Origin of the sequence: Chryseobacterium sp., assembly GCF_008831505.1 — a bacterium.
GTDB lineage: Bacteria > Bacteroidota > Bacteroidia > Flavobacteriales > Weeksellaceae > Marnyiella.
Map to the genome: position 1 here is coordinate 647,142 of NZ_CP044507.1, position 21,617 is coordinate 668,758.

At 45.0% G+C, this 21,617-nt stretch carries 20 protein-coding genes; 10 read left to right on the forward strand and 10 right to left on the reverse strand.

Annotated elements, in window-relative coordinates; genetic code table 11:
• The first annotated feature begins 14 nt into the window (after positions 1 to 14).
• Positions 15 to 1,298 carry a glycosyltransferase family 39 protein gene (locus F7R58_RS03070; protein WP_158063492.1) on the forward strand — a complete coding sequence of 428 codons (1,284 nt, stop codon included), beginning with the start codon at positions 15 to 17 and terminating at the stop codon, positions 1,296 to 1,298.
• Here the strand turns inward: F7R58_RS03070 and recO are convergent.
• From recO to F7R58_RS03090, 4 genes are read right to left on the reverse strand one after another with little or no spacing between them, the layout of a single operon-like run.
• Complete coding sequence (recO, locus tag F7R58_RS03075) at positions 1,231 to 1,932, reverse strand: DNA repair protein RecO (protein WP_158063493.1); 702 nt, start codon at positions 1,930 to 1,932, stop codon at positions 1,231 to 1,233. The two genes, F7R58_RS03070 and recO, sit on opposite strands and share 68 nt — an antisense overlap.
• 3 nt (positions 1,933 to 1,935) lie before the next feature.
• Positions 1,936 to 4,209, reverse strand: a complete 2,274-nt coding sequence (locus F7R58_RS03080; RefSeq protein WP_158063494.1) for a T9SS type A sorting domain-containing protein — start codon at positions 4,207 to 4,209, stop codon at positions 1,936 to 1,938.
• A 12-nt stretch (positions 4,210 to 4,221) separates the two neighbouring features.
• Positions 4,222 to 5,172, reverse strand: a complete 951-nt coding sequence (locus tag F7R58_RS03085) for a bifunctional metallophosphatase/5'-nucleotidase (protein ID WP_158063495.1) — start codon at positions 5,170 to 5,172, stop codon at positions 4,222 to 4,224.
• A complete protein-coding gene (locus F7R58_RS03090; protein ID WP_158063496.1) occupies positions 5,165 to 5,935 on the reverse strand; it encodes a 5'-nucleotidase C-terminal domain-containing protein in 771 nt (256 codons plus the stop codon). The genes F7R58_RS03085 and F7R58_RS03090 overlap by 8 nt, the downstream gene beginning before the upstream one ends.
• Before the next feature lie 111 nt (positions 5,936 to 6,046).
• Here F7R58_RS03090 and dapA point away from each other — a divergent pair, with 111 nt between their 5' ends.
• The 9 genes from dapA to F7R58_RS03135 all read left to right on the forward strand — a co-directional run bounded on the left by dapA (position 6,047) and on the right by F7R58_RS03135 (position 12,480).
• Positions 6,047 to 6,919 (forward strand): 4-hydroxy-tetrahydrodipicolinate synthase, encoded by an 873-nt coding sequence (gene dapA / locus F7R58_RS03095; RefSeq protein WP_158063497.1) that lies wholly within the window; start codon positions 6,047 to 6,049, stop codon positions 6,917 to 6,919.
• 41 nt (positions 6,920 to 6,960) lie between these two features.
• Positions 6,961 to 7,455 carry a GNAT family N-acetyltransferase gene (locus tag F7R58_RS03100; RefSeq protein ID WP_158063498.1) on the forward strand — a complete coding sequence of 165 codons (495 nt, stop codon included), beginning with the start codon at positions 6,961 to 6,963 and terminating at the stop codon, positions 7,453 to 7,455.
• 9 nt (positions 7,456 to 7,464) lie between these two features.
• Positions 7,465 to 8,136, forward strand: a complete 672-nt coding sequence (locus F7R58_RS03105; RefSeq protein ID WP_158063499.1) for a hypothetical protein — start codon at positions 7,465 to 7,467, stop codon at positions 8,134 to 8,136.
• An 86-nt stretch (positions 8,137 to 8,222) separates the two neighbouring features.
• Entirely contained in the window at positions 8,223 to 8,480 is a 258-nt protein-coding gene (locus F7R58_RS03110) for a hypothetical protein (RefSeq protein WP_158063500.1), read from the forward strand.
• Positions 8,481 to 8,634: 154 nt separating this feature from the next.
• A complete protein-coding gene (locus F7R58_RS03115; RefSeq protein ID WP_158063501.1) occupies positions 8,635 to 9,192 on the forward strand; it encodes a helix-turn-helix domain-containing protein in 558 nt (185 codons plus the stop codon).
• Between the two features lie 11 nt (positions 9,193 to 9,203).
• The gene (locus F7R58_RS03120; RefSeq protein WP_158063502.1) at positions 9,204 to 9,650 is read left to right on the forward strand and encodes a response regulator; all 447 of its coding nucleotides are present in this window, start codon (positions 9,204 to 9,206) and stop codon (positions 9,648 to 9,650) included.
• A gap of 2 nt (positions 9,651 to 9,652) precedes the next feature.
• On the forward strand, positions 9,653 to 11,860 hold the full coding sequence (locus tag F7R58_RS03125; protein WP_158063503.1) for a PAS domain-containing protein: 2,208 nt from the start codon (positions 9,653 to 9,655) through the stop codon (positions 11,858 to 11,860).
• Positions 11,861 to 12,055: 195 nt separating this feature from the next.
• Positions 12,056 to 12,211 carry a lmo0937 family membrane protein gene (locus tag F7R58_RS03130; RefSeq protein ID WP_158063504.1) on the forward strand — a complete coding sequence of 52 codons (156 nt, stop codon included), beginning with the start codon at positions 12,056 to 12,058 and terminating at the stop codon, positions 12,209 to 12,211.
• Between the two features lie 29 nt (positions 12,212 to 12,240).
• Positions 12,241 to 12,480 (forward strand): hypothetical protein, encoded by a 240-nt coding sequence (locus tag F7R58_RS03135; RefSeq protein WP_158063505.1) that lies wholly within the window; start codon positions 12,241 to 12,243, stop codon positions 12,478 to 12,480.
• Positions 12,481 to 12,579: 99 nt separating this feature from the next.
• Here F7R58_RS03135 and recG read toward each other — a convergent pair whose 3' ends face one another.
• The 6 genes from recG to proS all read right to left on the reverse strand — a co-directional run bounded on the left by recG (position 12,580) and on the right by proS (position 21,575).
• Positions 12,580 to 14,664 (reverse strand): ATP-dependent DNA helicase RecG, encoded by a 2,085-nt coding sequence (gene recG / locus F7R58_RS03140; RefSeq protein ID WP_158065362.1) that lies wholly within the window; start codon positions 14,662 to 14,664, stop codon positions 12,580 to 12,582.
• A gap of 106 nt (positions 14,665 to 14,770) precedes the next feature.
• Entirely contained in the window at positions 14,771 to 15,304 is a 534-nt protein-coding gene (locus F7R58_RS03145; RefSeq protein ID WP_158063506.1) for a thioredoxin family protein, read from the reverse strand.
• A gap of 40 nt (positions 15,305 to 15,344) precedes the next feature.
• Entirely contained in the window at positions 15,345 to 16,856 is a 1,512-nt protein-coding gene (locus F7R58_RS03150) for a peptide MFS transporter (RefSeq protein ID WP_158063507.1), read from the reverse strand.
• A 75-nt stretch (positions 16,857 to 16,931) separates the two neighbouring features.
• Complete coding sequence (locus F7R58_RS03155) at positions 16,932 to 18,428, reverse strand: peptide MFS transporter (protein ID WP_158063508.1); 1,497 nt, start codon at positions 18,426 to 18,428, stop codon at positions 16,932 to 16,934.
• A gap of 271 nt (positions 18,429 to 18,699) precedes the next feature.
• A complete protein-coding gene (locus tag F7R58_RS03160) occupies positions 18,700 to 19,992 on the reverse strand; it encodes an OmpA family protein (RefSeq protein ID WP_158063509.1) in 1,293 nt (430 codons plus the stop codon).
• A gap of 107 nt (positions 19,993 to 20,099) precedes the next feature.
• Entirely contained in the window at positions 20,100 to 21,575 is a 1,476-nt protein-coding gene (gene proS, locus F7R58_RS03165) for a proline--tRNA ligase (protein ID WP_158063510.1), read from the reverse strand.
• Positions 21,576 to 21,617: the final 42 nt, after the last annotated feature.

Genomic DNA, 21,617 nt, shown 5'->3' on the forward strand with positions numbered 1-21,617 from the left:
GATCCTGAAAATTTATGAAAAAGATGTTTATTTCCAGATTTGGAATCCTGAATATGAAAACATTTCTGTTTTTCAGTTCCATAGTCTTAGTTGCTAAAATAGGCTACAGCCTGATCATGGGCTTCCCCGGCGGCACCTTTGAGGATTGGAATATCGCAAAGAATCTTGCAGAACACGGGGCCTATGCGGAATTTACTGAAGTAGGTCCTACTGCCTATAAGTTGCCAGCCTATTCCTTTTTTCTGTCCGTCTACATTTATATTTTCGGAGAATTTGGTAAAGAAGCTGCGGTCATCGCTCAACATATCCTGTTCTTCCTGGTACCGCTGCAGATCATCAACATTTTCAGGATCTTCAACAAGACCAAGGCAGGAATATTGGCTGGCTATTTCTTTATTTTTTCACCGGTTTACTTTTACTATTCCAATGTCCTGGAGATCACCAATATTTTTATACCACTTTTCCTGTTGTGGATCCGGCAGTTTGTCATAATATACCGTTCAACCGAGGCTTCCCGCAAGAACATCATACTTTTGGGAATCATAACCGGTGTGCTTTTTCTTACCCAGGTCATTGTGGTACCGTTGGTATTGGTGCTGATCTTTGCACTGGTTTATCAAAAAAAGCTAAGGTTCTCAGGATTTGTGCTTCTGTTTGGACTGGCCTCCGTGCTGTACTCCCCGTGGATCATTCGAAATTATGTTGTTTTTGATAAAATTATCCTCACCAAAACTCCTTTCTGGCAAAATATCTATCTGAGCTTTATCCCTCTGGTGAATGTTTGCGACACGGTTAAACTAATCCCGGCAGAACATGACCTGTATACCTTTCATTTGAGAAAAACGGTTAATGAGTTTGAAATGGAAAAGATATACAAATCCAAGGTGGTGGAGGTGCTCCGGGGGAAGGAAGAGATGTTCGTCTTGAAAGCCATTCAGAATGCAGGAATTCTATGGTATGTGCCTTCACGCTATTTTTACGATAAACCAACCGCAATGTTTGGCCGGCAGATTTTTGTGATCTTGTTGAATATACTGACGCTGTTTGCCCTGATTTACTTTTTCAGGAGGAACAGGCTACTTTTATATGTTTCCCTGCTGCTTTTTGCAGCCTTTACCGCGCCCTATATGATAGGACATGCAGCGAATATGAGGTTTAAACTTGATTTCGAATGGTACCAGTATACACTGATTGCTCTCTTTCTGTATGAACGTTTCAGTTTCTTCCGGCTCAATGACCATCCGTCTGAAATAGTTGCTGCACAATCTCCAGCGAAGCCGGAATCCGGAAATCACTGAAATGATAATGGTTATACACCAAAATGCTGTCCATAAAAGCTTTGCGCTGCTGCGGCGCGATGGCAACAGTATATGGCGCAGTGCCGGATAATATTTCTTTCCAGATAGCGGACAGCTCAGCATCAAAAAGATCATGCACTTTATTTTCGGTAAAACTGCCGCTTTCAGGATCCAGAAAAGCGCCTGGACCAACCAGGGGCTGAACGCCTGAGATTTCAAGAAATCTTACCATAAAGATAAGGTGTGCACGGAAATTATTACCGTTCAGCTCTTCCAGGAAATGCGCCGTTTCAGCATAGATCCCCGGGTTCACGCCTTCGTTCCTGAGTACCTGATTCAGGAAATCGGCCACGAAGAATATGACCGAATTGGCCTTGATATTATGCGGAACCTTTGAGCCCTGAACCGGTTCCAGCCTGGAGACGGGTAACATGCTGCCAGCCACCGGGTTTTTGTACATGGTAAAGGATAGCTCCGCCAGCGGGTGCAGGTAAGCTTTCCGTTTGCTCTTTTTTCCGTAAACACCTTTCACGAAAAGACTTTGGTAACCTTTTTCACCTGTAAAACAGTGAAGCACACAGTCATTGTCGCCGTATTTCAGATAGGAAAGCAGGAAACCGTTAAGGTGCAGCATATTTTAATTTACCACCGCAATTTTGGCGGTTGCTTTATCTGTACCGTCGGCGTTGGTCATAAGCACAAAGTAAACTCCGGAGGCTACACGTTTTCCGCGCTGATTGTTGAGGTCCCACTGGTGAAAACCTCCGCGAGCAACAGCCTGATGAACCAGATTTCCGGCCGCGTCTACAATGCGGATATTTGTTCTTTCGGCCAGACCGCGGATGGTGACAAATCCCTTGAAATTTGCTGTTACCACCGGGTTGGGATATACCACCACATTTCCGAAGTTTGAAGTGACATCCACCACATCACCCTGATAAACCACAATTCCGTCAAAGGTCACAAAATAAACTTTACCTGTCCTGTTATCCACTTTAATGTCCGTGATACTGTTGGTAGGTATAGGCGAATTTTCGCGTGTAAACTGCAGCAAAGTCCTTTCACCGTTGGCACTCAGCAAATAGGCGCCACCACCGTCTACCGAAACCCATTTATAGTTTCCGGAGTCTACTTCAACCTGCAGTATGGCTCCGTCGCGGAAGAGTTCTTCCGGAATACCGTTCTGCTCAATAATAACGGGCTCAAGCTGTGGACTGTTCTTCACCTCGGTGGGTGCCGAGGGCAGGATCCTTAAACCGGTATCGGTTCCTATCCAGGCATCATCATTTTTATCGAAAGCGATGGAAATCGTACCTTCTGAGTTTGTGGGCAGTCCATTTTGGTCAGTGATATTGTACGGCACATCGTCCGAAAAGTTCAGCGGTGAATTTTTATAGTCATAGGCCATTAGGTCGGTGGTACGTGGCAGGGGAATCCACATCAGGTCGCCGTAAAAAACCGGTTTCTGCGTGGAGAAGCTTACGGGAAGATTTCTGGTCAGGAAGGTATCCGCGGCTTTGTCGTAGGCCATGATTCCGGCTGAAAATGAGTTGGTGGCATCGTTGAAAAGAAAACCTATGGTTCCCATCAGATTATTGTTGCCGTCGAAGGCCAGTCCCGTAGGCCGGTTATAGGAATGGATGGTGGAGGTGGGGTAGAATTTCTGAAGACTGAAATCCTTTGATGAAGCCTCGTATTTCATTCTGTAAATGCCCTGTCCGGGTTTTTCCGTGTGATTTGCAAAGAAAACTTCGTCAGTATCCGCGGGGTTGGTTACCACATCCATTACATTATATACGGTATCCGTATTGTCAATGAACATGGTGGGATATACCCACTGCATACCGTCAAAATGATAGAAACCAAGGTTGGCCGGGTCGGGCTGTGAACCGTTGTAACGGTCTTTACGCGCGCCCGAAGATACCCAGAGTTTGTTATTCCTGATTTCAATCTTATAGGACCTGTTGTTAAAGGGCCCGTCGGGCTTTATGGAACTTTTGGCGGCATTCATGATGCCTGAACGCTGAGTTCCGGCAAAGACCTGTCCGCCTATGTAAGTCCCCGTATTACAGGGCTGTGCAAATCCGGCACTGTTTACCGCCGCTCCGGCGGTCGTGAATACATAAATGCGCTCATTGTCTGTTACGGTGATGTGCTGATCAGTGACAACAACATCTGAAATTTTACCAAAAGCCTGTGTCAGTTGGGAAAAGGAGGTGCCGTTACCGTAATAAACGTTGTTGGCGGTGGCGTATACCGTTGTGTTTTCAGAATCTGCATGAATGAAATTACCGGCTGTCTGGGTATTCCAGGTGGAGTACACCGGGAAGGTTACATCAATCTCGTGTGTTTTTAGTCCGGTAGCGGTAGCGGCGTAAACGGTATTGTCCTTTATAGTGGCCTCATTGGCCGCTTCAAAACCGGTACCTGTGGTAAAGAAGGCCGATTGGGCAAATTCTTTTTTCTTAAGGTCAAATATGGAAACTCCGTAGCCAACGGAGATTACGGCCCTGTCACCGCTGATAGAAATATGGTTGATGCGCTTATCACCATTATAACCGGTAGCAATGGGAATATCCACCACATAGGTGATTCCCCCGGGTGTAATTACGTCCATGGAACCGTTTCTGTAGCCCACCAGGCCTATTCCGGTCTGAGGATTATAGTCGAATGCTGAGATCTTTACTTCGTGCAGGCCATTTGCCTTTGAAAGTTTGGTGATCTCGCCGGAGGAAAGGTTATAGTAAAAGATACCGTTCTCGGTGGCGGCCACGAGTTTTCCGTTATCCTCTTTTATGGCCAGCACATTGTTATATGAAAACAGGTCGCTCCATTTTTTTGATGAGATGGTTTGCCCGGTTACTAGGCTGCCGGCAGAAATTAGTACGGAAAACAGTATTGCTTTTTTCATTTGTATTTTTTTTTAAGCAGGGAGCTGCGCGTTGATGGGCTGGTTAAGCCAGGTGATTTTCTGTACCTTCCGCAGACGGTCAAATTCAAAATCAATTCTGCCAAGTAACAATCCGGCCCAGCCTACCTGGTTTACCAGCACTGTTTTGCCGGCTTTGTTCACGAGTTGTTGCGGCTCGGGCAGGAAGGTGTGCGTATGTCCGCCCAGGATAAGGTCTATTCCTTCGGTCCCGGCGGCCAGGATTCGGTCCGAAACCTTATTCGGATTGTCACGGTAATCGTAGCCTATATGGGAAAGACAGATTACCAGATCGCATTTTTTTTCTTCGCGCAGGATGCGGGTATATTCCTGAGCAGTTTCTATAGGATTCAGGTATACCGTTTCACCATAATGTGTTTTTCCTACCAGTCCCGCCAGTTCGATGCCTACGCCGAAAACACCTACTTTAATTCCGTCTTTTCTGAATATCCTGTATTTTTCTGTGTGGCCCTCCAGAATGGTGTTGCTGAAATCGTAATTGGAGCATATAAATGGAAATTTTGCATGCGGAAGTGCCTTCTTAAAACCTTCAAGTCTGTTGTCGAACTCGTGATTTCCCATGGTAGAGGCGTCGTATCCCATCATGGACATCAGTTTGAATTCCAGTTCGCCGCCAAAAAAATTGAAGTAGGGAGTTCCCTGAAAAACGTCGCCGGAATCAAGCAGCAAAACATTTTTTTCTTCGGAACGTATCTTCTGAATCAATGTTGCGCGTCTGGCAAAACCTCCCTGGTTGGGATTCCGGACATAGGAAGCGTCAAATGGTTCGATGCGGCTGTGCTGGTCATTGGTATGGAGTATTGTAAGACGTGTCCCGCCTTCCGGAACTGCCAGCTCAGAACCGCCTGCGAGCAGGAGCTGTGGTGCAAGTGTGAGTGCCAGGGTACCGCCTCCCAGGGTTTTTATAAAGTTCTTTCTATTCATTTTGGGTTCCGTTGGATTTGTTTTTAAACTGAAGCCGCAAGTCTTTAGGAGCAACTACCTGAGGCGTTGCTCTGAATTTCTCTATGAAAAGGTCGCGCATCTTAATTCCGGTAGGTATAAGTTCTGCTCCCGCGAAAAACTGCATATTATCTCCGCCACCGGCCAGATAGTCTGAAGTGGCTATGTAATAGGTTCTGTTTTTGTCGAATAATTCACCATTGATCCTGCTGGAGATCAGTTTGCTTCCGTCGGTTTCAATAAAAAGACCAGAAACAGGGTTGTTTTTCTGATACTTCCGGTAGAATTCAAAGAGATCCGCCATTCTTTTGCCGTCCAGTTTCATGATTACCACCTCATTTTCAAAAGGCATCACTTCGTAAATATGCCGTGTCAGGATATCACCTTTCCCTATGGAAGTCCGAATACCGCCAATGTTGATAACCGCGGCATCTACGGGCGGGCGGCCATTGCTGTTTGCCCATTCGGCGGCTCCCTGCAGGGTGAAGTCTGCCAGAAGGTTGCCCAGATTGCTGTTATCGCCCTGTTTGTTAAGATCTACAGAAGTGAAAGACAGGCGCGTGTTCATTTTGCTGTCCAGATCTTTTTTGTAAGGTGCTATTACAGCCATGTAATCTGCGTCCGGGGTGAGCGCATCGGTGATGGAAATGTTTTTCTGCGTCTGTACACCACTTATTGCCAGTGGTGCCCGACAGGCAGTAAGGGCGAGCAGCACCAGGGCTGAACTCCAGTATTTATGATTCATTATTTTTTTGGATATCACCTACAAATATATGATTTGAAAGCAAATTTTCACTTTATTTAACGAAAATTATTGCCTGAAAGGTGTAAATTTGAGACATTAAAATTTTAAAGCATGAGCAAACTAAAAGGAGTTGGGGTGGCATTGGTAACACCGTTCAATGAAGATTTATCAGTAGATTTTGATTCGCTTACCAAGCTTGTAGATTTCAATATTGACAACGGGACTTCCTTCCTGGTTGTATTGGGAACCACGGCTGAAGCCGCCACCCTGAGTGAGGAGGAAAAGCAGCAGGTCATCAGTCATGTTGTAAAAACGAACCGTAAAAGAGTACCGCTCGTGCTCGGTATTGGCGGTAATAATACTATGGAAGTGAAAAGGCAGATTGAAGAGGCCGACCTCACTGAATTTGAAGCGGTACTTTCGGTATCTCCCTATTATAACAAACCCAGCCAGGAAGGTCTGTATCAGCATTTTAAGATGCTGGCTGAAACCGGTAAACAGATTATCATCTATAATGTTCCTTCACGGACCGGCCAAAATATTGAGGCCTCAACCACACTTCGTCTGGCCAATGAGTTTCCGAATCTGTTCATGATTAAAGAAGCGGCGCCAAATATCCTGCAGTATTTTGATATCCTGAGACAGAAGCCGGATGGTTTCGGGTTGCTTTCAGGTGACGATGAATTTACCCTGCCGGTCACCCTCGCCGGTGGAGTGGGTGTAATTTCGGTGATCGGACAGGCATATCCTAAGGAATTCTCTACCATGGTGCAGCTGGCCTTTGACGGCAGAGTGAAAGAGGCTTATGAGATTCATAACCGTCTTGTAAATATAACGCGGCTTATTTTTGCTGAAGGAAACCCGTGTGGCATCAAGGCCGTACTCGCTGAAATGGGAATTGTGAAAAACCATCTGCGTTTACCCCTCATACCGGCGTCCGATGATTTGCATCACCGCATAAAAGCCGAAATGAAAAATATCTAGACTGAGAAATGGGCTCCGGCCCATTTTTTATTTGCAGCATCATGATAAAAATTTCAAAAGCATCACAAACTGATATTCAAACAATCCGGAAATTGGCAGAAGCCTCGTGGCGGGATAATTACCGAAATCTTCTAAGTCCTGACCAGATAGAGTACATGCTTAAAATGATGTATTCCGAAGAAGAACTTCAGAACCATTTCTCGCAGACCACCTACCCCTACTATATAATCCGGGACTCAGGCAAGCCGGTGGGTTTTTTGGGATTCGAATATGATTTTGAACCCGGCACCACCAAACTGCACCGGATCTATCTTCTGCAGGAATGCAAAGGCCTGGGATTCGGCAAACGGGCGCTTGACTTCTTAAAAGAAAAAGTGCGTAGCTACGGAAATTCACGTATCATACTGAATGTAAACAAAGGCAATCCCGCCCGCGGTTTTTACACGACCCAAGGATTTACCGTCTTCGATGATGGGGTTTTTGATATCGGCAACGGATTCGTTATGGATGATGTACTGATGGAATTTTTTGTTTAAATTTAGTTAATGAAAAGAAACCTTATCCTGCTCTGCTGGCTGAGCTTCCTGCCGCTGAATGCGCAGATACAGAAGGCCGTTACTGAATCCGGAAAAGAAGTTGTTCTTTTGGATGACAGGACATGGCGTTTCGTCCATGAGTCCGACAGTACTGCGCTCGAAACAATTGTACAGAATAAGGCTGAATTTACCCGCGATGCCAAAGCAACGTTTTCAGTACAGAGTGCCAACCTGAATGTTGCGGTGTACCATGATCCCAAAAAATGGAAAACTGCGGCCAGCGGTCTTCAGAATATTGAGTATCTGTTTATAGGTCCCGACCATATTTTTGCAACACTGACTGCCGACCGCTCCAGGATTCCCAACCTTCGGATTGTGAAGGATGTTGTGATTTCCAACGTCAGGCAGGCAACCGATTATTTCCGGCTGAAGGAATCCGAATACCGTACAGTAAACGGCAGGAGGATGCTTTATCTGCGCTATATAGCCAACCTTAAAGGTTTGGATTTTGAATATGCCGGTTATTATTTTATAAATGATTCGGGTTTTGCGATGGTGGTAGCTTACACCATGCAGCAGGATTTCGAAGCGAAATTTCCGGAAATACAGAAATTTCTGAATGGTTTTACGGAAATCAGTTATCAGCCGCCGCCACCTCCTATGAGAGTCCCCAAACTTTAATATTATAAAAGGCGCTTATAATTCTGTAAAGACCTGCTGTTCATAATTACGCATTTTTGTAAGGTAATTGTTTAACAGAAGAACGAATGAACAGGTTAGAAGTTTTTGAAGATTATTTTGTTTCACTGTACAAGAAATTTGGTATCGCAAAGGTGAACTATGACCGGGAACTGCACCTTGATGAAAAGGATATCCACAGGATGGTATTCTCATCTGACGATTTCAACCGTGATTACAGCCGCCTGAAATCCCACTGTAAAAAAGTTTATAAACTGCTCAAACGCCGTTACCACATTACTGTCCGTAAAGATTATGGCGATAATTATTATGTCACTGTCGATTAAAAAAACTCAAATTACTTTTCTTTTTTATCTATCGTTGGTTTCCTGCAGAAGAATCTGTGGGAAACCTTATTTTGAAGCCTGGTTCTCATAGCATTCGCGCAGCCATTTAAGCTTAAATTTGTTATCTTTACCCATATAAATAGTTCCTCATACAATGAAAATCTATCTCAAATTTGATTTTAATACCATCTGCAAATCCGTACTGGATCAAAAACTTGGCGAAAAAGGATGGAAGTACCGTATACTGAGTTTTGGCGAAGTGGAGTTTCTGGAACAGATTCCAAAGGAGCAGATGAAGGAGCTTACGGAATCGTTAAATGAGTATGGTATTGAGATTATTGAAAACCAGAAATCAGCCCTGGTGCAGAAAATCAAGGATGTGATCTACGACATGGTTTTTTCCGAGAAAGATGTTCATGTGAAGGCTTCGGTTTATCTGGCAGAGAAGCTGAACCACAGTTACGGTTATCTCTCCAATCTTTTTTCCGAGGTTACCTACACTTCCATAGAGAACTTCATTATTATGCAGAAAATCGATTATGCCAAACAGCTGATAGTGAACGATAAACTTACACTTACGGAAATTGCTTACCGACTGAATTATTCCAGTGTGGCTCACCTAAGTACCCAATTCAAGAATACCACCGGCATTACGCCTTCCCAGTTCCAGAAAATCATTGCCAAGAGGCGCGAACTGGCCAACTTAAAATAAATACAACAGAAATGGTTAAAGAATATATGCACATCATCCTGGCGGATGACGATGAAGATGACAGGCTTTTTTTTACGGATGCATTTGAAGAACTCAAGATAAATACGAAAGTCCGCACGTATAACGATGGCGCTGAACTCATGGATTATCTGAACGGCGATGATGCGGTTCTGCCCGAAATTCTATTTCTGGACCTTAATATGCCGAAGAAAAACGGTATCGAGTGCCTGGAAGAGATTAAAAACAACCCTAAACTGTCCAATATTGCCATTGCCATTTATTCCACATCTTCCTCGGAAGAGCATATTGAGGAGACATTTGTAAAAGGAGCCAATATTTACATCAAGAAACCCAGCGATTTCGGAGCCCTTAAGAAAGTGCTTTCCGATGTCGTAACCATTAACTGGCAGTATCAGACTTCGGGACTTAACAAAGACAATTTCCTGCTCAGAATGTGAAGATGAACAAACTCTTCCGGACGCGGTCCTCCTTCCTGCTCACAGTAATATTTATTGTGGCAACCGCCCTTATGTTTTTTCTGATGGCTGTAACTTATAAGCATCTCGAACGTCAGTCTGAAAACTCGGACTGGATGACGGACAGTTATGAAGTGTCGGTTAAACTGGAAAGGATCTACTCCAACCTGAAAGACATTGAAACAGAAAGGCGCAATTTTATCCTGACCGATGATCCCACCTCACGGCAAACGGTCTCGGCCAAAATGAAGGAAATAAACACTTTGCTTGCTGATCTGGATACTTTTTTCCGTGAGCACCCGGGACAGCGTGAAAATATGGACAGTCTGAAACTGATGATCAGGTACAAATATGATATTGTATCCGAAAGTTTCGACACCCATCTTTCCTATGACGAAATGGACGCGCTGAAGGAATCACTTATGACCGGCCAGCGCGTAATGGCCAGTATCAATGACAAAATAGAACAGATGCTGCAGGATGAAAAACACCTGCTCGAAAGCCGTAAAGCCGCTTTCATGTTCAGCCAGAAATCGACCCCGTTCTATCTTTACCTTATTTCACTTTTCGCGTTGGGTCTTCTTATTTTTATCTTTTATAAGGTTAATGCAGATATCAAGAACCAGCGAAAACTCAATTATGACCTTCAGGTCAGCCTGGATACGGCTCAGCTTGCGGAAAAAGTGGGCGGATACGGAATCTGGATTCTGGATTATCAAAGCGATTCCTATTATTATTCTGATAACCAATACCGTCTTTTAGGGTATGAACCGCAGGCTTTCAAGGCAGATTACGGCAGTTTTATGACCAATGTTCATCGGGATGACCTGCAAATGGTACGCACCAAATATGCGGAAATGGTACAGAACGGTAATATGGCACCCTTCCGCTACCGTATTGTAAGGGAAGATGGTGTGGTGAAGTACCTTCACGTGGTGGGGAAATCGGTACTGTCGCCTAATGACGAAAAAATTCTGCTGGGCATCACCATGGATGTGAGCAGTGAGATTGAAAATCAGCTGCAGCTTGAAAAAGTGAATGCCATCCTTACCGACAGGAATATCAATCTCAATGTGGCCAACAAAACCTTTGAGGAGGCGGAAAAGATTGGTATGTTCGGCACGCTGCAGTGGATTCTGGAAGACAACCGGTTTGTTTTTTCTGATAATCTGGTACGTCTCTTCGGTTTTGAAGCCGAGGATTTTGACCATCACCCACGTTCCTTTCTTAAAACCGTACATCCACAGGATATCAGGATGGTTGAAGACCGTATTGCAGCTATAGCTGAACTTCAGCATATCTCACCTTTTACCTTTCGTATTCTGCGCAATACCGATAAGAAGCTGCTTTATATTGATGTGACCTGTAAAATCATCCGTGATTCGGAGCTTGGCGATTATTTCCTTTTTATACTACAGGACGCAACAGAGGAAGTATTGGCCAAGAATGACATTGAAGAAAAAAACAGGATACTGGAAGCCAAAAATACAGAACTTCAGGCCTTTAACTATTTTGCGAGTCATGACCTGCAGGAGCCGCTTCGCAAGATTCAAACCTTTATAAGCCGGCTGAAAGACAAGGAATATGACCGTCTTTCCGATACAGGTAAGCAGTATCTGGAGCGGATTGAGTCCTCCTCGGGCCGTATGCGTTTGTTAATTAAGGACCTGCTGCAGTTCTCCCGCACCACAAGCGCCGAACAGGTATTTGAGACTGCGGACCTGAACCAACTTATGTATAATGCGCTGGAAGAACTTCATCATCCTATTGAGGAAAAGAAAGCGGTAATTAAAACAGAAAGCCTGCCTGTGTTGAGTGTGGTTCCTTTTCAAATCCAGCAGCTTTTCATCAACCTTATCAGTAACTCATTAAAATATTCGCGCGAAAATGTTACACCGGAAATAAAGGTGACTGTGGGACGTGTAGAATCCGGCGATGAGGGACTGCCCGTAAAGGCCGGAAATTATTTTTATAAAATGGTATTCAGCGATAACGGGATTGGTTTTGAACAGCAGTACGCCGAGAAGATTTTCACCCTGTTCAGCCGCCTGCACGGTAAACTGGAATATGAGGGTACCGGAATCGGACTGGCCATTTGTAAGAAAATTGCTGAAAATCACAGCGGTTTCATCAAAGCTGACGGCACACCGGGAGAAGGTTCCGTATTCACAGTTTATTTACCTGTACAGTAACACATTCCTTATATTCTGCAAGCTTTACGCTTCATGATGTAATATTTAGCCCACGACTCCTTGCGATATTTGTTCATTGAAGGTGAGACAACTGTTATTGGTACTTAAGCACCAAACTGTATAAACATATAATCTAATTTTATAATATCATGCTTCAAACTTTCAGGCATATTTGCACTGGACAATATATATAAAATGAAAGATAATATACTGTATATAATGGCGGCGGTTTTATTTTTCAGCTGGATGATTGGTTACATGCTGTTTGACATTGGAGGAGTATTTCACTTCATGTTTCTCTTCTCAGTGTTGGCTGTTCTTCTAAAACTGGTAAAAGACTATTCACGTTAATCTCAATTATAACCTAAAAATAAACTATTATGACAAAATTTCCTTTATTTACAAAAGTGCAGTTATTCGTTTACTCACTGTTCTTTTCAGCAATTGCATTCGCACAGAATTCCAGCCCGGACCTGGATGTAGATGTTGACGTATCAAAACCGGGTGATGCTATGGGTGGCGACTGGATGTCTAATCCATTGGTATGGGTGATAGGCGCACTGGTACTTATCGTAATTATCGCTTTGGTAGCCAGAGGAAATAACAATAACAGAGCTTAGTTTCTGCTACACCAAATCACAGAATGAGCTGCCTGCCGCGTGCAGGCAGCTTTTTTTATGATGCAGGAAAAGTGATGTAAGGCGACTTCCGTTCAGGACTCAGGAAATTTTCCCCCAACTTGTTTTACTGCGGAAATGAAGCAGGTAATAATTTTTTAGATTTTGGTGCTCAGGCAAGGCCAGGAACGGATCTTGCTGAAGAATGGCCGCCACGGCGTCCTTGGATGCCTGTATAATATTTGCATCTGTAGTAAGGTCCAGTTTCTTAAAGTCAAGGATTCCACTCTGCTGTGTACCCAGCAGATCACCGGGGCCCCTGAGCTGCATATCCACTTCCGAGATTTTAAAACCGTCATTTGTTTCCGTCATAGTTTTTATGCGGGTCCTGCTTTCCTTTGTCAGTTTGTCTGATGTCATCAGGATGCAGAAACTCTGTTCAGCCCCGCGTCCCACACGACCGCGCAACTGATGAAGCTGCGAAAGTCCGAACCTTTCCGCACTTTCTATGATCATTACCGAAGCATTAGGCACATTTACCCCCACTTCTATTACCGTGGTGGCTACCATGATCTGCGCCTTGCCGGAGGCAAAATACTGCATGGCCTCTTCCTTTTCATTAGGCTTCATTCTGCCGTGGAGCATTGTGACATTGCATTCCTCAAAAAACTGCATGATATGGTCGAAATTCTCCATCAGGTTTTTATAGTCCAGGGTTTCGGATTCCTCAATCAGAGGATAAACGAAATACACCTGACGCCCTTTCGCAATCTCTTCGCGGGCGAAACGGAAGACACTTAACCGGTCTTTTTCGCGGCGGTGTGCCGTGATAATTGGTTTCCTGCCTAACGGCATTTCGTCGATCACCGATACATCCAAGTCACTGTAGAAACTCATTGCCAGGGTCCGAGGTATGGGCGTGGCGGTCATTACCAGAATATGCGGCGGAATCCGGTTTTTGGCCCATAAACGTGCCCGCTGTGCCACACCGAAGCGGTGCTGTTCGTCTATGATGGCCAACCCCAGGTTTTTAAACTTTACGACATCCTCCAGAACTGCGTGTGTGCCTACCAAAATGGAAAGTTCCCCGCTGAGCAGGGAGTCATGAATCAATATTCGGTCTGACTTTTTTGTTGATCCTGTAAGCAAACTGATACGGATTCCGGCAGGTTCGGTAAGTTCTTTTAGCGAATTGAAATGCTGTTGGGCCAGAATTTCGGTAGGTGCCATCATCACACTTTGGAAGCCATTGTCCATGGCAATAAGCATGGCTAAAAGTGCCACGATGGTTTTTCCGGAGCCCACATCACCCTGTAGCAAACGGTTCATCTGTACAGGTCTCCGCATATCCATCCTGATTTCCCTGACGACTCTTTTCTGCGCATTGGTGAGGGGGAAGGGCAGGTAGTGCTTGTAAAATGTGGTAAAATAGTCTCCCACCAGCGTAAATGGATTTCCCACAGCATTGGCCTGATGGTGCTGCTTCTTAAGCGCATAACTCAGCTGGAAAAAAAAGGCCTCCTCAAATTTGATCCTGCGGCTTGCCTGCTCACAGATTCGGTGGTTGGCCGGAAAATGAATATTCAGGTAAGCGTCGGCGCGGGAAAGCAGTTTCAGTCTCTGGCGTAAAGAGTCGGGGATATTCTCGCTCAGAAGCAGGGGAATTTGCGAACAGAGGCCGCGCAGAATATTCTGAAAGAACTTTTGATTCAGGCCCCGCTTGCTCAGTTTTTCCGAGCCTGGATAGATCGGTACCACTGCGGAAGTCCTCTCTTTGATGTCCTCAGTTTCAATCTCCGGATGGGACATGGAGAATTGGCTGTTAAATAAATTTACTTTGCCAAATATAAAAACAGTTCGGTTTACCGGCAGTTGTTCTCTGAGCCATTTCGAATATTTAAACCACACAAGTTCCATAGTGCCTGTCTCGTCCTGAAACTTTGCAGAAAGTCTTTTGCTGCGGCCCTCGCCCAGTTCTCGTACCTCTATGATACGCCCTTTCAGCTGAACTTCAGGCAAATTGTCGGTAAGATCCGTTATACGGTACACTTTGCTTTTGTCCAGATAGCGCAGCGGAAAAAAGTTCAGGAAATCCGCAACTGTCGCAATGCCTAAAACATTCCGGATCAGTTTCGCACGTTCCGGACCTATACTTTTCAGATATTCTACAGGGGTATCTAAGGACAGCTGATTCATGGTGATGGCCAGACAATTTCCGAAAAAAAGAAAAGACTTCCAAAAAAATGGAAAGCCTTTCTTATTTAGCAAGTTTTCATCGATGTCTGTGGGGACTTTAGTCTTTTATTTTTGACTTAAATTTTTTCTGATAATTCTCCCATTCTTCTCGGGTCTTGATTTTCAGATGTTCATCGTTCGCAAAGAAGTAAATATAGGGTTCCAGTTCCTGGGCGGTAAGCGCACCCTGAAGCATCGTAATAGGGTTGGCCTGCTCGTCCAGAAATACAACGCTGGGTACCGCGTTTACATTCATGTACTGCGTAAGTTCGTGCATGGCATTGCGCCGTTTTTTATTGCCGAAATCCGGATTACTGAAGGTGCGCCCGTACATTTTAATTTTCTGATTTCCTTCCGCATCAAATTTCACAGGATAGTAATTCTGGTTCAGATATTCGGCAATCTGCGGATGGTTATAGGTTTTCTTCTCCATCACTTTGCAGGGGCCACACCAGTCGGCATAAAAATCAATCAGAATCTTCCGTGGAGCGACTTTCTGCGCGGCTATTGCCTCATCAAGAGTCATCCATTTCAGCTGAGCTGACGCTGTGGTAAAAATCAGAAGCAGTAACACTGCGGCAAACTTTCTCATAGTATATTAGATGTATAAAATCTGATAATGTTAAATGGGATTACCTTACTTCCTGCATCAGCTTTTTCACTAACGGCGATATGGCAATCAGGATTACACCGGCTATAACGGCATAAATGCCTAGCTGCCTGTAGCCCTCTGTATAAGCCAGGAGCGCGTCCATATTGGTTGAGCCTTCCTTGGCCGTAGCCATGCCGGCACCAATAATTCCGGCCACGTACTGTCCGTAAGCGGAGGCCAGAAACCAGAGACCCATCATCATTCCCTGCAGCTTTTCGGTTGAAAGTTTGGTCATGATACTGAGTCCGATGGGTGAAAGGCACAGTTCGCCAAAGGTGATGACGAGCAATGCGATGGTGAAAATATTAAGTGAGGTGATGCCCTGCAGGTCCGCGAAGAATCTGGTAGCAAAAAGTACGTAGTAACCGGCCCCTAGGAAGATAAAGCCAAGTCCGAACTTTATAACGGTATTAGGTTCCAGTTTTCTTTTGCTTAGCCAGATCCACAGCAGCCCTAATAGTGGTGCCAGAAAAATAATGAAGAAAGCACCACCGGAATTATTTACGCCGTTAGGATCCAGGCCAAGCAGGTCCTGGTTAAGGTTCTTGGCGGCAAATATGCTTAATGAGCCCCCAGACTGTTCATATATTCCCCAAAACAGGATGGAGAAGATAATGAAGACAAGTGCTGCCCAAAGTTTTTTGCGCTCTGCGGTATTCACCTTCGCCATCTCATAAAACAGATAGATCAGGGTTAGCGGCCCCACAGTATACATAAAATAATCAGTGTACTGGGGAACCGAGACCATGATCATGATTAACGGTACAAAAAGCAGGGTCAGGATATAGGTCCCAACTACTTTCCAACGGGGCTGGCTTTGAAGTGTGCCGTCGGCCGCCAAACTCTGGGGCATTAGACCAATGGGACCCAGGCGGCGCTGGGTGAAAATAAAGTTGATGAGGCTGATGACCATCACAACCGCGGCCAGGCCGAATGCAATATTCCAGCGAAGTGCTTCCGGAATAATGTTGGCAAACATCTCGCCTTTCCCAATGGCTATACAGATATAACCTCCAAGGAGTGCGCCCAGGTTGATGCCGGCATAAAACAGCGAAAAACCTGCATCCGTCCGCGAATCTCCGGCACGGTACAGTTTACCCACCATCGTTGAAATATTGGGTTTAAAGAATCCTGTTCCCACAACGGTAAATGAGATACCCAGGAAAAAGAAATCATGCGGATTTGCGGCCAGGATCAAACTCCCGACAATCATCAGCAAACCTCCCCAGAAAAGCGATTTCCTGAAGCCCAGAATTTTATCGGCAAAGAGACCGCCTACAAATGTAAAGGCATATACGAAGGCCTGGGTAGCTCCGTACTGAAGATTAGCCTGCTCGTCATCAAACTTTAATTGTGAGATCATAAAGAAAACCAGCATTCCCCGCATTCCGTAAAAGCAGAAGCGTTCCCACATTTCAGAAAAGAACAGGGACCATATTTGCCGTGGATATTTTCCTTTGAAATCCTGTATTTGTTCCAGCGTCAGATTCATAAGATTTATTTGGCACGAATGTAGTAAAAAAAACCACCGGAAGTCCGGTGGTCATCATATTATAGAATGATTTTCTTAATGAATACCCTTCATGAACTTGTTCAGAATCGGTGAAAGCAATAATAATGCGACACCGGAAATCAACATAAGTACCGTAATGAACGGATACAGCGAAAAGTCATAGGTTTCCAGAATTTGCTCCAGGGTTGCTGCCAGATAATTACCCAGTGCAAAACTGGCCATCCAAACTCCCATCATAATGGACGTAATGTTACCCGGAGATAGTTTTGTAACCATAGAGAGACCAATTGGCGACAGCATAAGCTCACCTATGGTCAGAAGTACGTAAACGGCTACCAGCCACATTGGACTCACCAGGTTTCCGGCATCGGCGCTGTTTTGCGCCTGAGTCATAATAAAGAAGGCGAAGGCACCAATAAACATGGCCAAGGCAAATTTCACCGGCGTCCTTGGGTTCAGTTTGCGGGCTGCAAGTTTGATCCACAGCAGTGAAAATAAAGGCGCCAGGGTTACAATGGCAATTGGGTTAATGTTTTGGAACCAGGTAGTCGGGATCTCAAACCCACCTACTACACGGTCCGTATTTTCCTGTGCAAAAAGGTTGAATGTTCCGCCTGCCTGTTCGAAACCTGCCCAGAAAACGATGTTAAAGAATGCAAGGATCAGAATTACAAAAACTCTTGTCCATTCTGTTGAACCATTGGTTCCTTTAAAGATGGAAAGGGCAATGAATCCGGTTCCGGCAATTCCCAGCACCCAAACCATAATGGTATGGATAAGGTCTGATGTGTTGTTCCAGATAAACATTACGGCAAATACAAAAGCTACATTTGCGATCGTGTACACGATAATGTCCCTCCAGTCCTTAGCTACAAGGTTGGTAATTCCCTTCTCTCTGTATCCCGGTGGCAGACCTTTGTCTCCAAGCGTGTTACGGCGTGCATAAAACCACAGCACACCGATCATCATTCCGATACCGGCAGCCAGGTATCCGTAGGGCCAACCTACTTTTTCACCAAGGGTTCCCGCAACAAACGGAGAAAGGAATGCACCTATGTTAATACCCATATAGAAGATGGTAAAGGCACCGTCTTTACGCGGGTCATCATTATCATAAAGGTCACCAACTATTGTAGAGATGTTTGGTTTGAAGAAACCATTACCCAGGATCAGGACACCCAACCCAAGATAGAAGAAATTCTTTCTTGTTTCCAGGTCGCCCATCATGTCTCCTGCCGCTCCCGCAGCCAGCATAAACTGCCCGATGGCCATAACCAGACCACCGATAAGGATTGATTTTCTCTGACCGAGGATCTTATCGGCAAACCATCCACCTAAGATAGGGGTGAGGTAAACCAGAGCGGTAAATATTCCGTAAACAGAAAGAGATTCTGCACGGTCCAGTCCGAAACCTCCGGTTGCCAGTTCTGCGGTCAGGAAGATGGTGAGCAGGGCGCGCATCCCATAATAGGAGAAACGTTCCCACATTTCTGTAAAAAACAGGGAATAGAGACCCTTTGGGTGCCCCTGCGTTGGTTGTGTTGTATCCATAGTTAAATTAAAAATTATTTGTAACAGGAGCAAATATAGTTTTTTTTCGCTTCTGTACTTAGTGATTGTTATATTTTGAGGTAGATTCAGCCTAATGAGTCATAATATTCCCCATTATACCACAGCATCCTGAGATCCTGAAAACGCTAAGAGAGCAGGTATTATCTCACGGAATGTGTATGACCAGACTTACATGTCTAAATTTCTCAATTCAGCATACAAAACGGGGCAAAAATTTTGCCCCGGTTATAAAATAAAAACTGTTTTCTTACTATTTTGTAAATCTTACAGACATTTTTCTGTCTTTAGCTCGTTCAGCATCAGATGCGGAGGCATCAACTACGGCCTGCTCGCTGCCGTAACCTTCAGCACCGGTTACCTGTGCACCCACACCCAGTTTTGTAAGCTCAGACTTAATGAAATCTGCTCTGTCCTGAGAAAGTTTTTTGTTTGTTGCGGCATCGCCTGTTTTATCGGTATAACCACCAATCTTTATTTTTGCATCAGGGTATGCCTTCAGGATTTCCGCAAGATTCTGGATCTGTCCTTCAGAGCCTGGCTCAAGAGCGGTTGCAGATCCCATTTGGAAGTTTACATTGTCAAAATCGTACCATGTGGTTTTCAAAGCTTCATCATCAGCGGCATTCGTATACCCTCCGGAACGTAAAAATTCGATCATGCGGGATTCCATACCGTTGGCATAACCCTGCAAGGGTGTTCCGTTAAGATCGATTGCTGTCATTTCACCACGGTCCGCCGTCGTCATTGTTGTGTCCACCATTACGTTTGCAGAGTCCTCCACTATCACTGTAGAATCGGAATCAGTTGTCGTGACGGTTTCTTTATTATCACACTGTTTCATCAGGAACCATCCAACGAGAAGCAGGAGAAGTAGGGGAAGAAGCCATTTCCAGATGGAACTGCCTTCCGTCTTTACTTCGTCCCGGTCTACATTTACGTGGGTGGCCCCGGCGCGTGTCACCTCTACGTGAGGCTCGGTAGCGGTAGCGGTAGTGGCAGTCGCAGCTGCTTTTTCGGAGTAGCTGTCTCCGAACCAATCACCTAATCCAAGGCTGGCCATTGATAGACCCGCAGGCAAAAGTGTTGAAACTATCCCTTTCTGATCAGACAGTAATCCTGAGATTGCGCTGCGGTCCAGATTATTGTCGGCAGCGTATTTTCCCACAGAGCCGAGTGTCGCTCCTGTAACCATATTCAGCAAGGTGGAGGTAGTACCTGTACCAATCCCGGCGTAGCCTGAAATGGCATTGATGATGCCGGCAACCTTGTCTCCGAAAATACTTGCCAATACGTTCGAAATATAAGTGTTGTTCGCAGACCCGCCCAGCAAGTCGCCCAACAGCCCACTGTTTGCAGAGCCCGTAATCGAATCGAGTACTGTAGGATTGGAAGAATGGTTAGCAAAACCACCCACTACCGCAGGCAGCAGACCACTGATCGCTTTGGAAATTCCGGATTCACTTTCTCCCAGCTGCGTAGCAGCCTGTGTAACGAGCGCAGGACCTAACTGTCCTCTGATAAGATCAAGAATGTTTAATGACATAGTAGTTAAATTTTAATGTTTATCCGCAGGATGATGCAAGAATTAATCCAAATTTAAAACAGCCAAAAAACGCTCGCCTCGGGGAGAAAGCTTAGAACTTAAGGATATTAATAAGCCTTGGCAAAAATGACGCGCCGGGTTGAAGGTTTACCGGAGATCAGAGAAACTCCAGCCTCTTCTTTAGCATCCAAAGGAATACAGCGGATGGTTGCTTTTGTGAGATTCTTGATTTCCTCTTCTTCCTCAGCGGTGCCATCCCAGTGCGCAGAAATAAAGCCGCCTTTTTCTTCAAGTACCGATTTGAATTCCTCAAAAGTGTTTACTTCGGTAATGTTCGCATTCTTATAGTCCAGCGCTCTGTTATAGATGTCTTTCTGTATGCTCTGCAGCAGTTCTTCAATATAAACCTCAAGGTTTTCAATCGGCTGGACTACCTTTGTCAGCGTGTCGCGGCGTGCCACCTCTACGGTACGGTTTTCCAGGTCCCTGGCACCCATGGCTATCCTTACAGGTACTCCTTTCAATTCATATTCAGCAAACTTCCAGCCCGGTTTGTTCTGATCATCATCATCAAATTTAACGGAAATATTTTTTGCCTTAAGTTTCTGTTGAATTTCATTTGCAACAGTACGGATGTTTTCCAGCTGTTCCTCTCCTTTAAATATTGGTACGATTACAACCTGAATCGGTGCTAGTGTTGGAGGCAGCACTAAACCGTAATCATCAGAGTGCGCCATGATCAGTGCGCCCATCAGTCGTGTGCTCACACCCCAGGAGGTAGCCCAGGCATATTCTGATTTACCCTCACGGTTAGTGAACTTTACATCGAAAGCTTTTGAGAAATTCTGACCCAGGAAGTGCGAGGTTCCGGCCTGCAGGGCTTTACCGTCCTGCATCATGGCTTCAATACAGTAAGTTTCCTCTGCCCCGGCAAAACGCTCTGTGGGCGTCTTGATGCCACGGATAACCGGCATTGCCATATGATTTTCGGCAAAAGTGGCGTAAACTTCAAGCATTTTTTCTGTTTCCTCCAGCGCTTCTTCCCTGGTGGCATGTGCAGTATGTCCTTCCTGCCACAAAAATTCGGTTGTACGCAGGAATAATCGGGTTCTCATTTCCCAGCGTACGACATTGGCCCACTGGTTAATCAGTATGGGCAGGTCGCGGTAGCTCTGGATCCAGTTTTTATAGGTACTCCAGATAATAGCTTCGGATGTTGGACGTACAATGAGTTCCTCTTCCAGTTTGGCTTCAGGATCCACAATAAGTTTCTGCGGATTGTTAGGGTCGGTTTTCAGTCTGTAATGAGTCACCACAGCGCATTCCTTGGCAAAACCTTCAGCATTCTGCTCTTCAGCTTCAAAGAGGCTTTTCGGTACAAACAACGGGAAATAAGCATTCTGGTGACCTGTTTCCTTAAACATCCTGTCCAGTTCATCGCGCATTTTCTCCCAGATCGCGTATCCGTATGGTTTGATCACCATGCATCCGCGAACCTGCGAGTTCTCCGCCAGATCAGCTTTTACCACCAATTCATTATACCACTTGCTGTAATCCTGTTCTCTCGAAGTTAATTTTGCCATTTTTTTACGTAAATTTTTATAAAACCCTATTTAACTTTTACC

Excerpts from the sequence above, each read along its gene's own strand:
- F7R58_RS03100 (WP_158063498.1), top strand. The coding sequence starts at position 6,961 with ATGATAAAAATTTCAAAAGCATCACAAACTGATATTCAAACAATCCGG.
- F7R58_RS03145 (WP_158063506.1), bottom strand. The coding sequence starts at position 15,304 with ATGAGAAAGTTTGCCGCAGTGTTACTGCTTCTGATTTTTACCACAGCG.
- F7R58_RS03070 (WP_158063492.1), top strand. The coding sequence starts at position 15 with ATGAAAAAGATGTTTATTTCCAGATTTGGAATCCTGAATATGAAAACA.
- F7R58_RS03090 (WP_158063496.1), bottom strand. The coding sequence starts at position 5,935 with ATGAATCATAAATACTGGAGTTCAGCCCTGGTGCTGCTCGCCCTTACT.
- F7R58_RS03135 (WP_158063505.1), top strand. The coding sequence starts at position 12,241 with ATGACAAAATTTCCTTTATTTACAAAAGTGCAGTTATTCGTTTACTCA.
- F7R58_RS03110 (WP_158063500.1), top strand. The coding sequence starts at position 8,223 with ATGAACAGGTTAGAAGTTTTTGAAGATTATTTTGTTTCACTGTACAAG.
- F7R58_RS03155 (WP_158063508.1), bottom strand. The coding sequence starts at position 18,428 with ATGGATACAACACAACCAACGCAGGGGCACCCAAAGGGTCTCTATTCC.
- F7R58_RS03115 (WP_158063501.1), top strand. The coding sequence starts at position 8,635 with ATGAAAATCTATCTCAAATTTGATTTTAATACCATCTGCAAATCCGTA.
- F7R58_RS03080 (WP_158063494.1), bottom strand. The coding sequence starts at position 4,209 with ATGAAAAAAGCAATACTGTTTTCCGTACTAATTTCTGCCGGCAGCCTA.
- F7R58_RS03105 (WP_158063499.1), top strand. The coding sequence starts at position 7,465 with ATGAAAAGAAACCTTATCCTGCTCTGCTGGCTGAGCTTCCTGCCGCTG.
- F7R58_RS03150 (WP_158063507.1), bottom strand. The coding sequence starts at position 16,856 with ATGAATCTGACGCTGGAACAAATACAGGATTTCAAAGGAAAATATCCA.
- proS (WP_158063510.1), bottom strand. The coding sequence starts at position 21,575 with ATGGCAAAATTAACTTCGAGAGAACAGGATTACAGCAAGTGGTATAAT.
- F7R58_RS03160 (WP_158063509.1), bottom strand. The coding sequence starts at position 19,992 with ATGTCATTAAACATTCTTGATCTTATCAGAGGACAGTTAGGTCCTGCG.
- F7R58_RS03130 (WP_158063504.1), top strand. The coding sequence starts at position 12,056 with ATGAAAGATAATATACTGTATATAATGGCGGCGGTTTTATTTTTCAGC.
- recO (WP_158063493.1), bottom strand. The coding sequence starts at position 1,932 with ATGCTGCACCTTAACGGTTTCCTGCTTTCCTATCTGAAATACGGCGAC.
- dapA (WP_158063497.1), top strand. The coding sequence starts at position 6,047 with ATGAGCAAACTAAAAGGAGTTGGGGTGGCATTGGTAACACCGTTCAAT.
- F7R58_RS03125 (WP_158063503.1), top strand. The coding sequence starts at position 9,653 with ATGAACAAACTCTTCCGGACGCGGTCCTCCTTCCTGCTCACAGTAATA.
- F7R58_RS03120 (WP_158063502.1), top strand. The coding sequence starts at position 9,204 with ATGGTTAAAGAATATATGCACATCATCCTGGCGGATGACGATGAAGAT.
- F7R58_RS03085 (WP_158063495.1), bottom strand. The coding sequence starts at position 5,172 with ATGAATAGAAAGAACTTTATAAAAACCCTGGGAGGCGGTACCCTGGCA.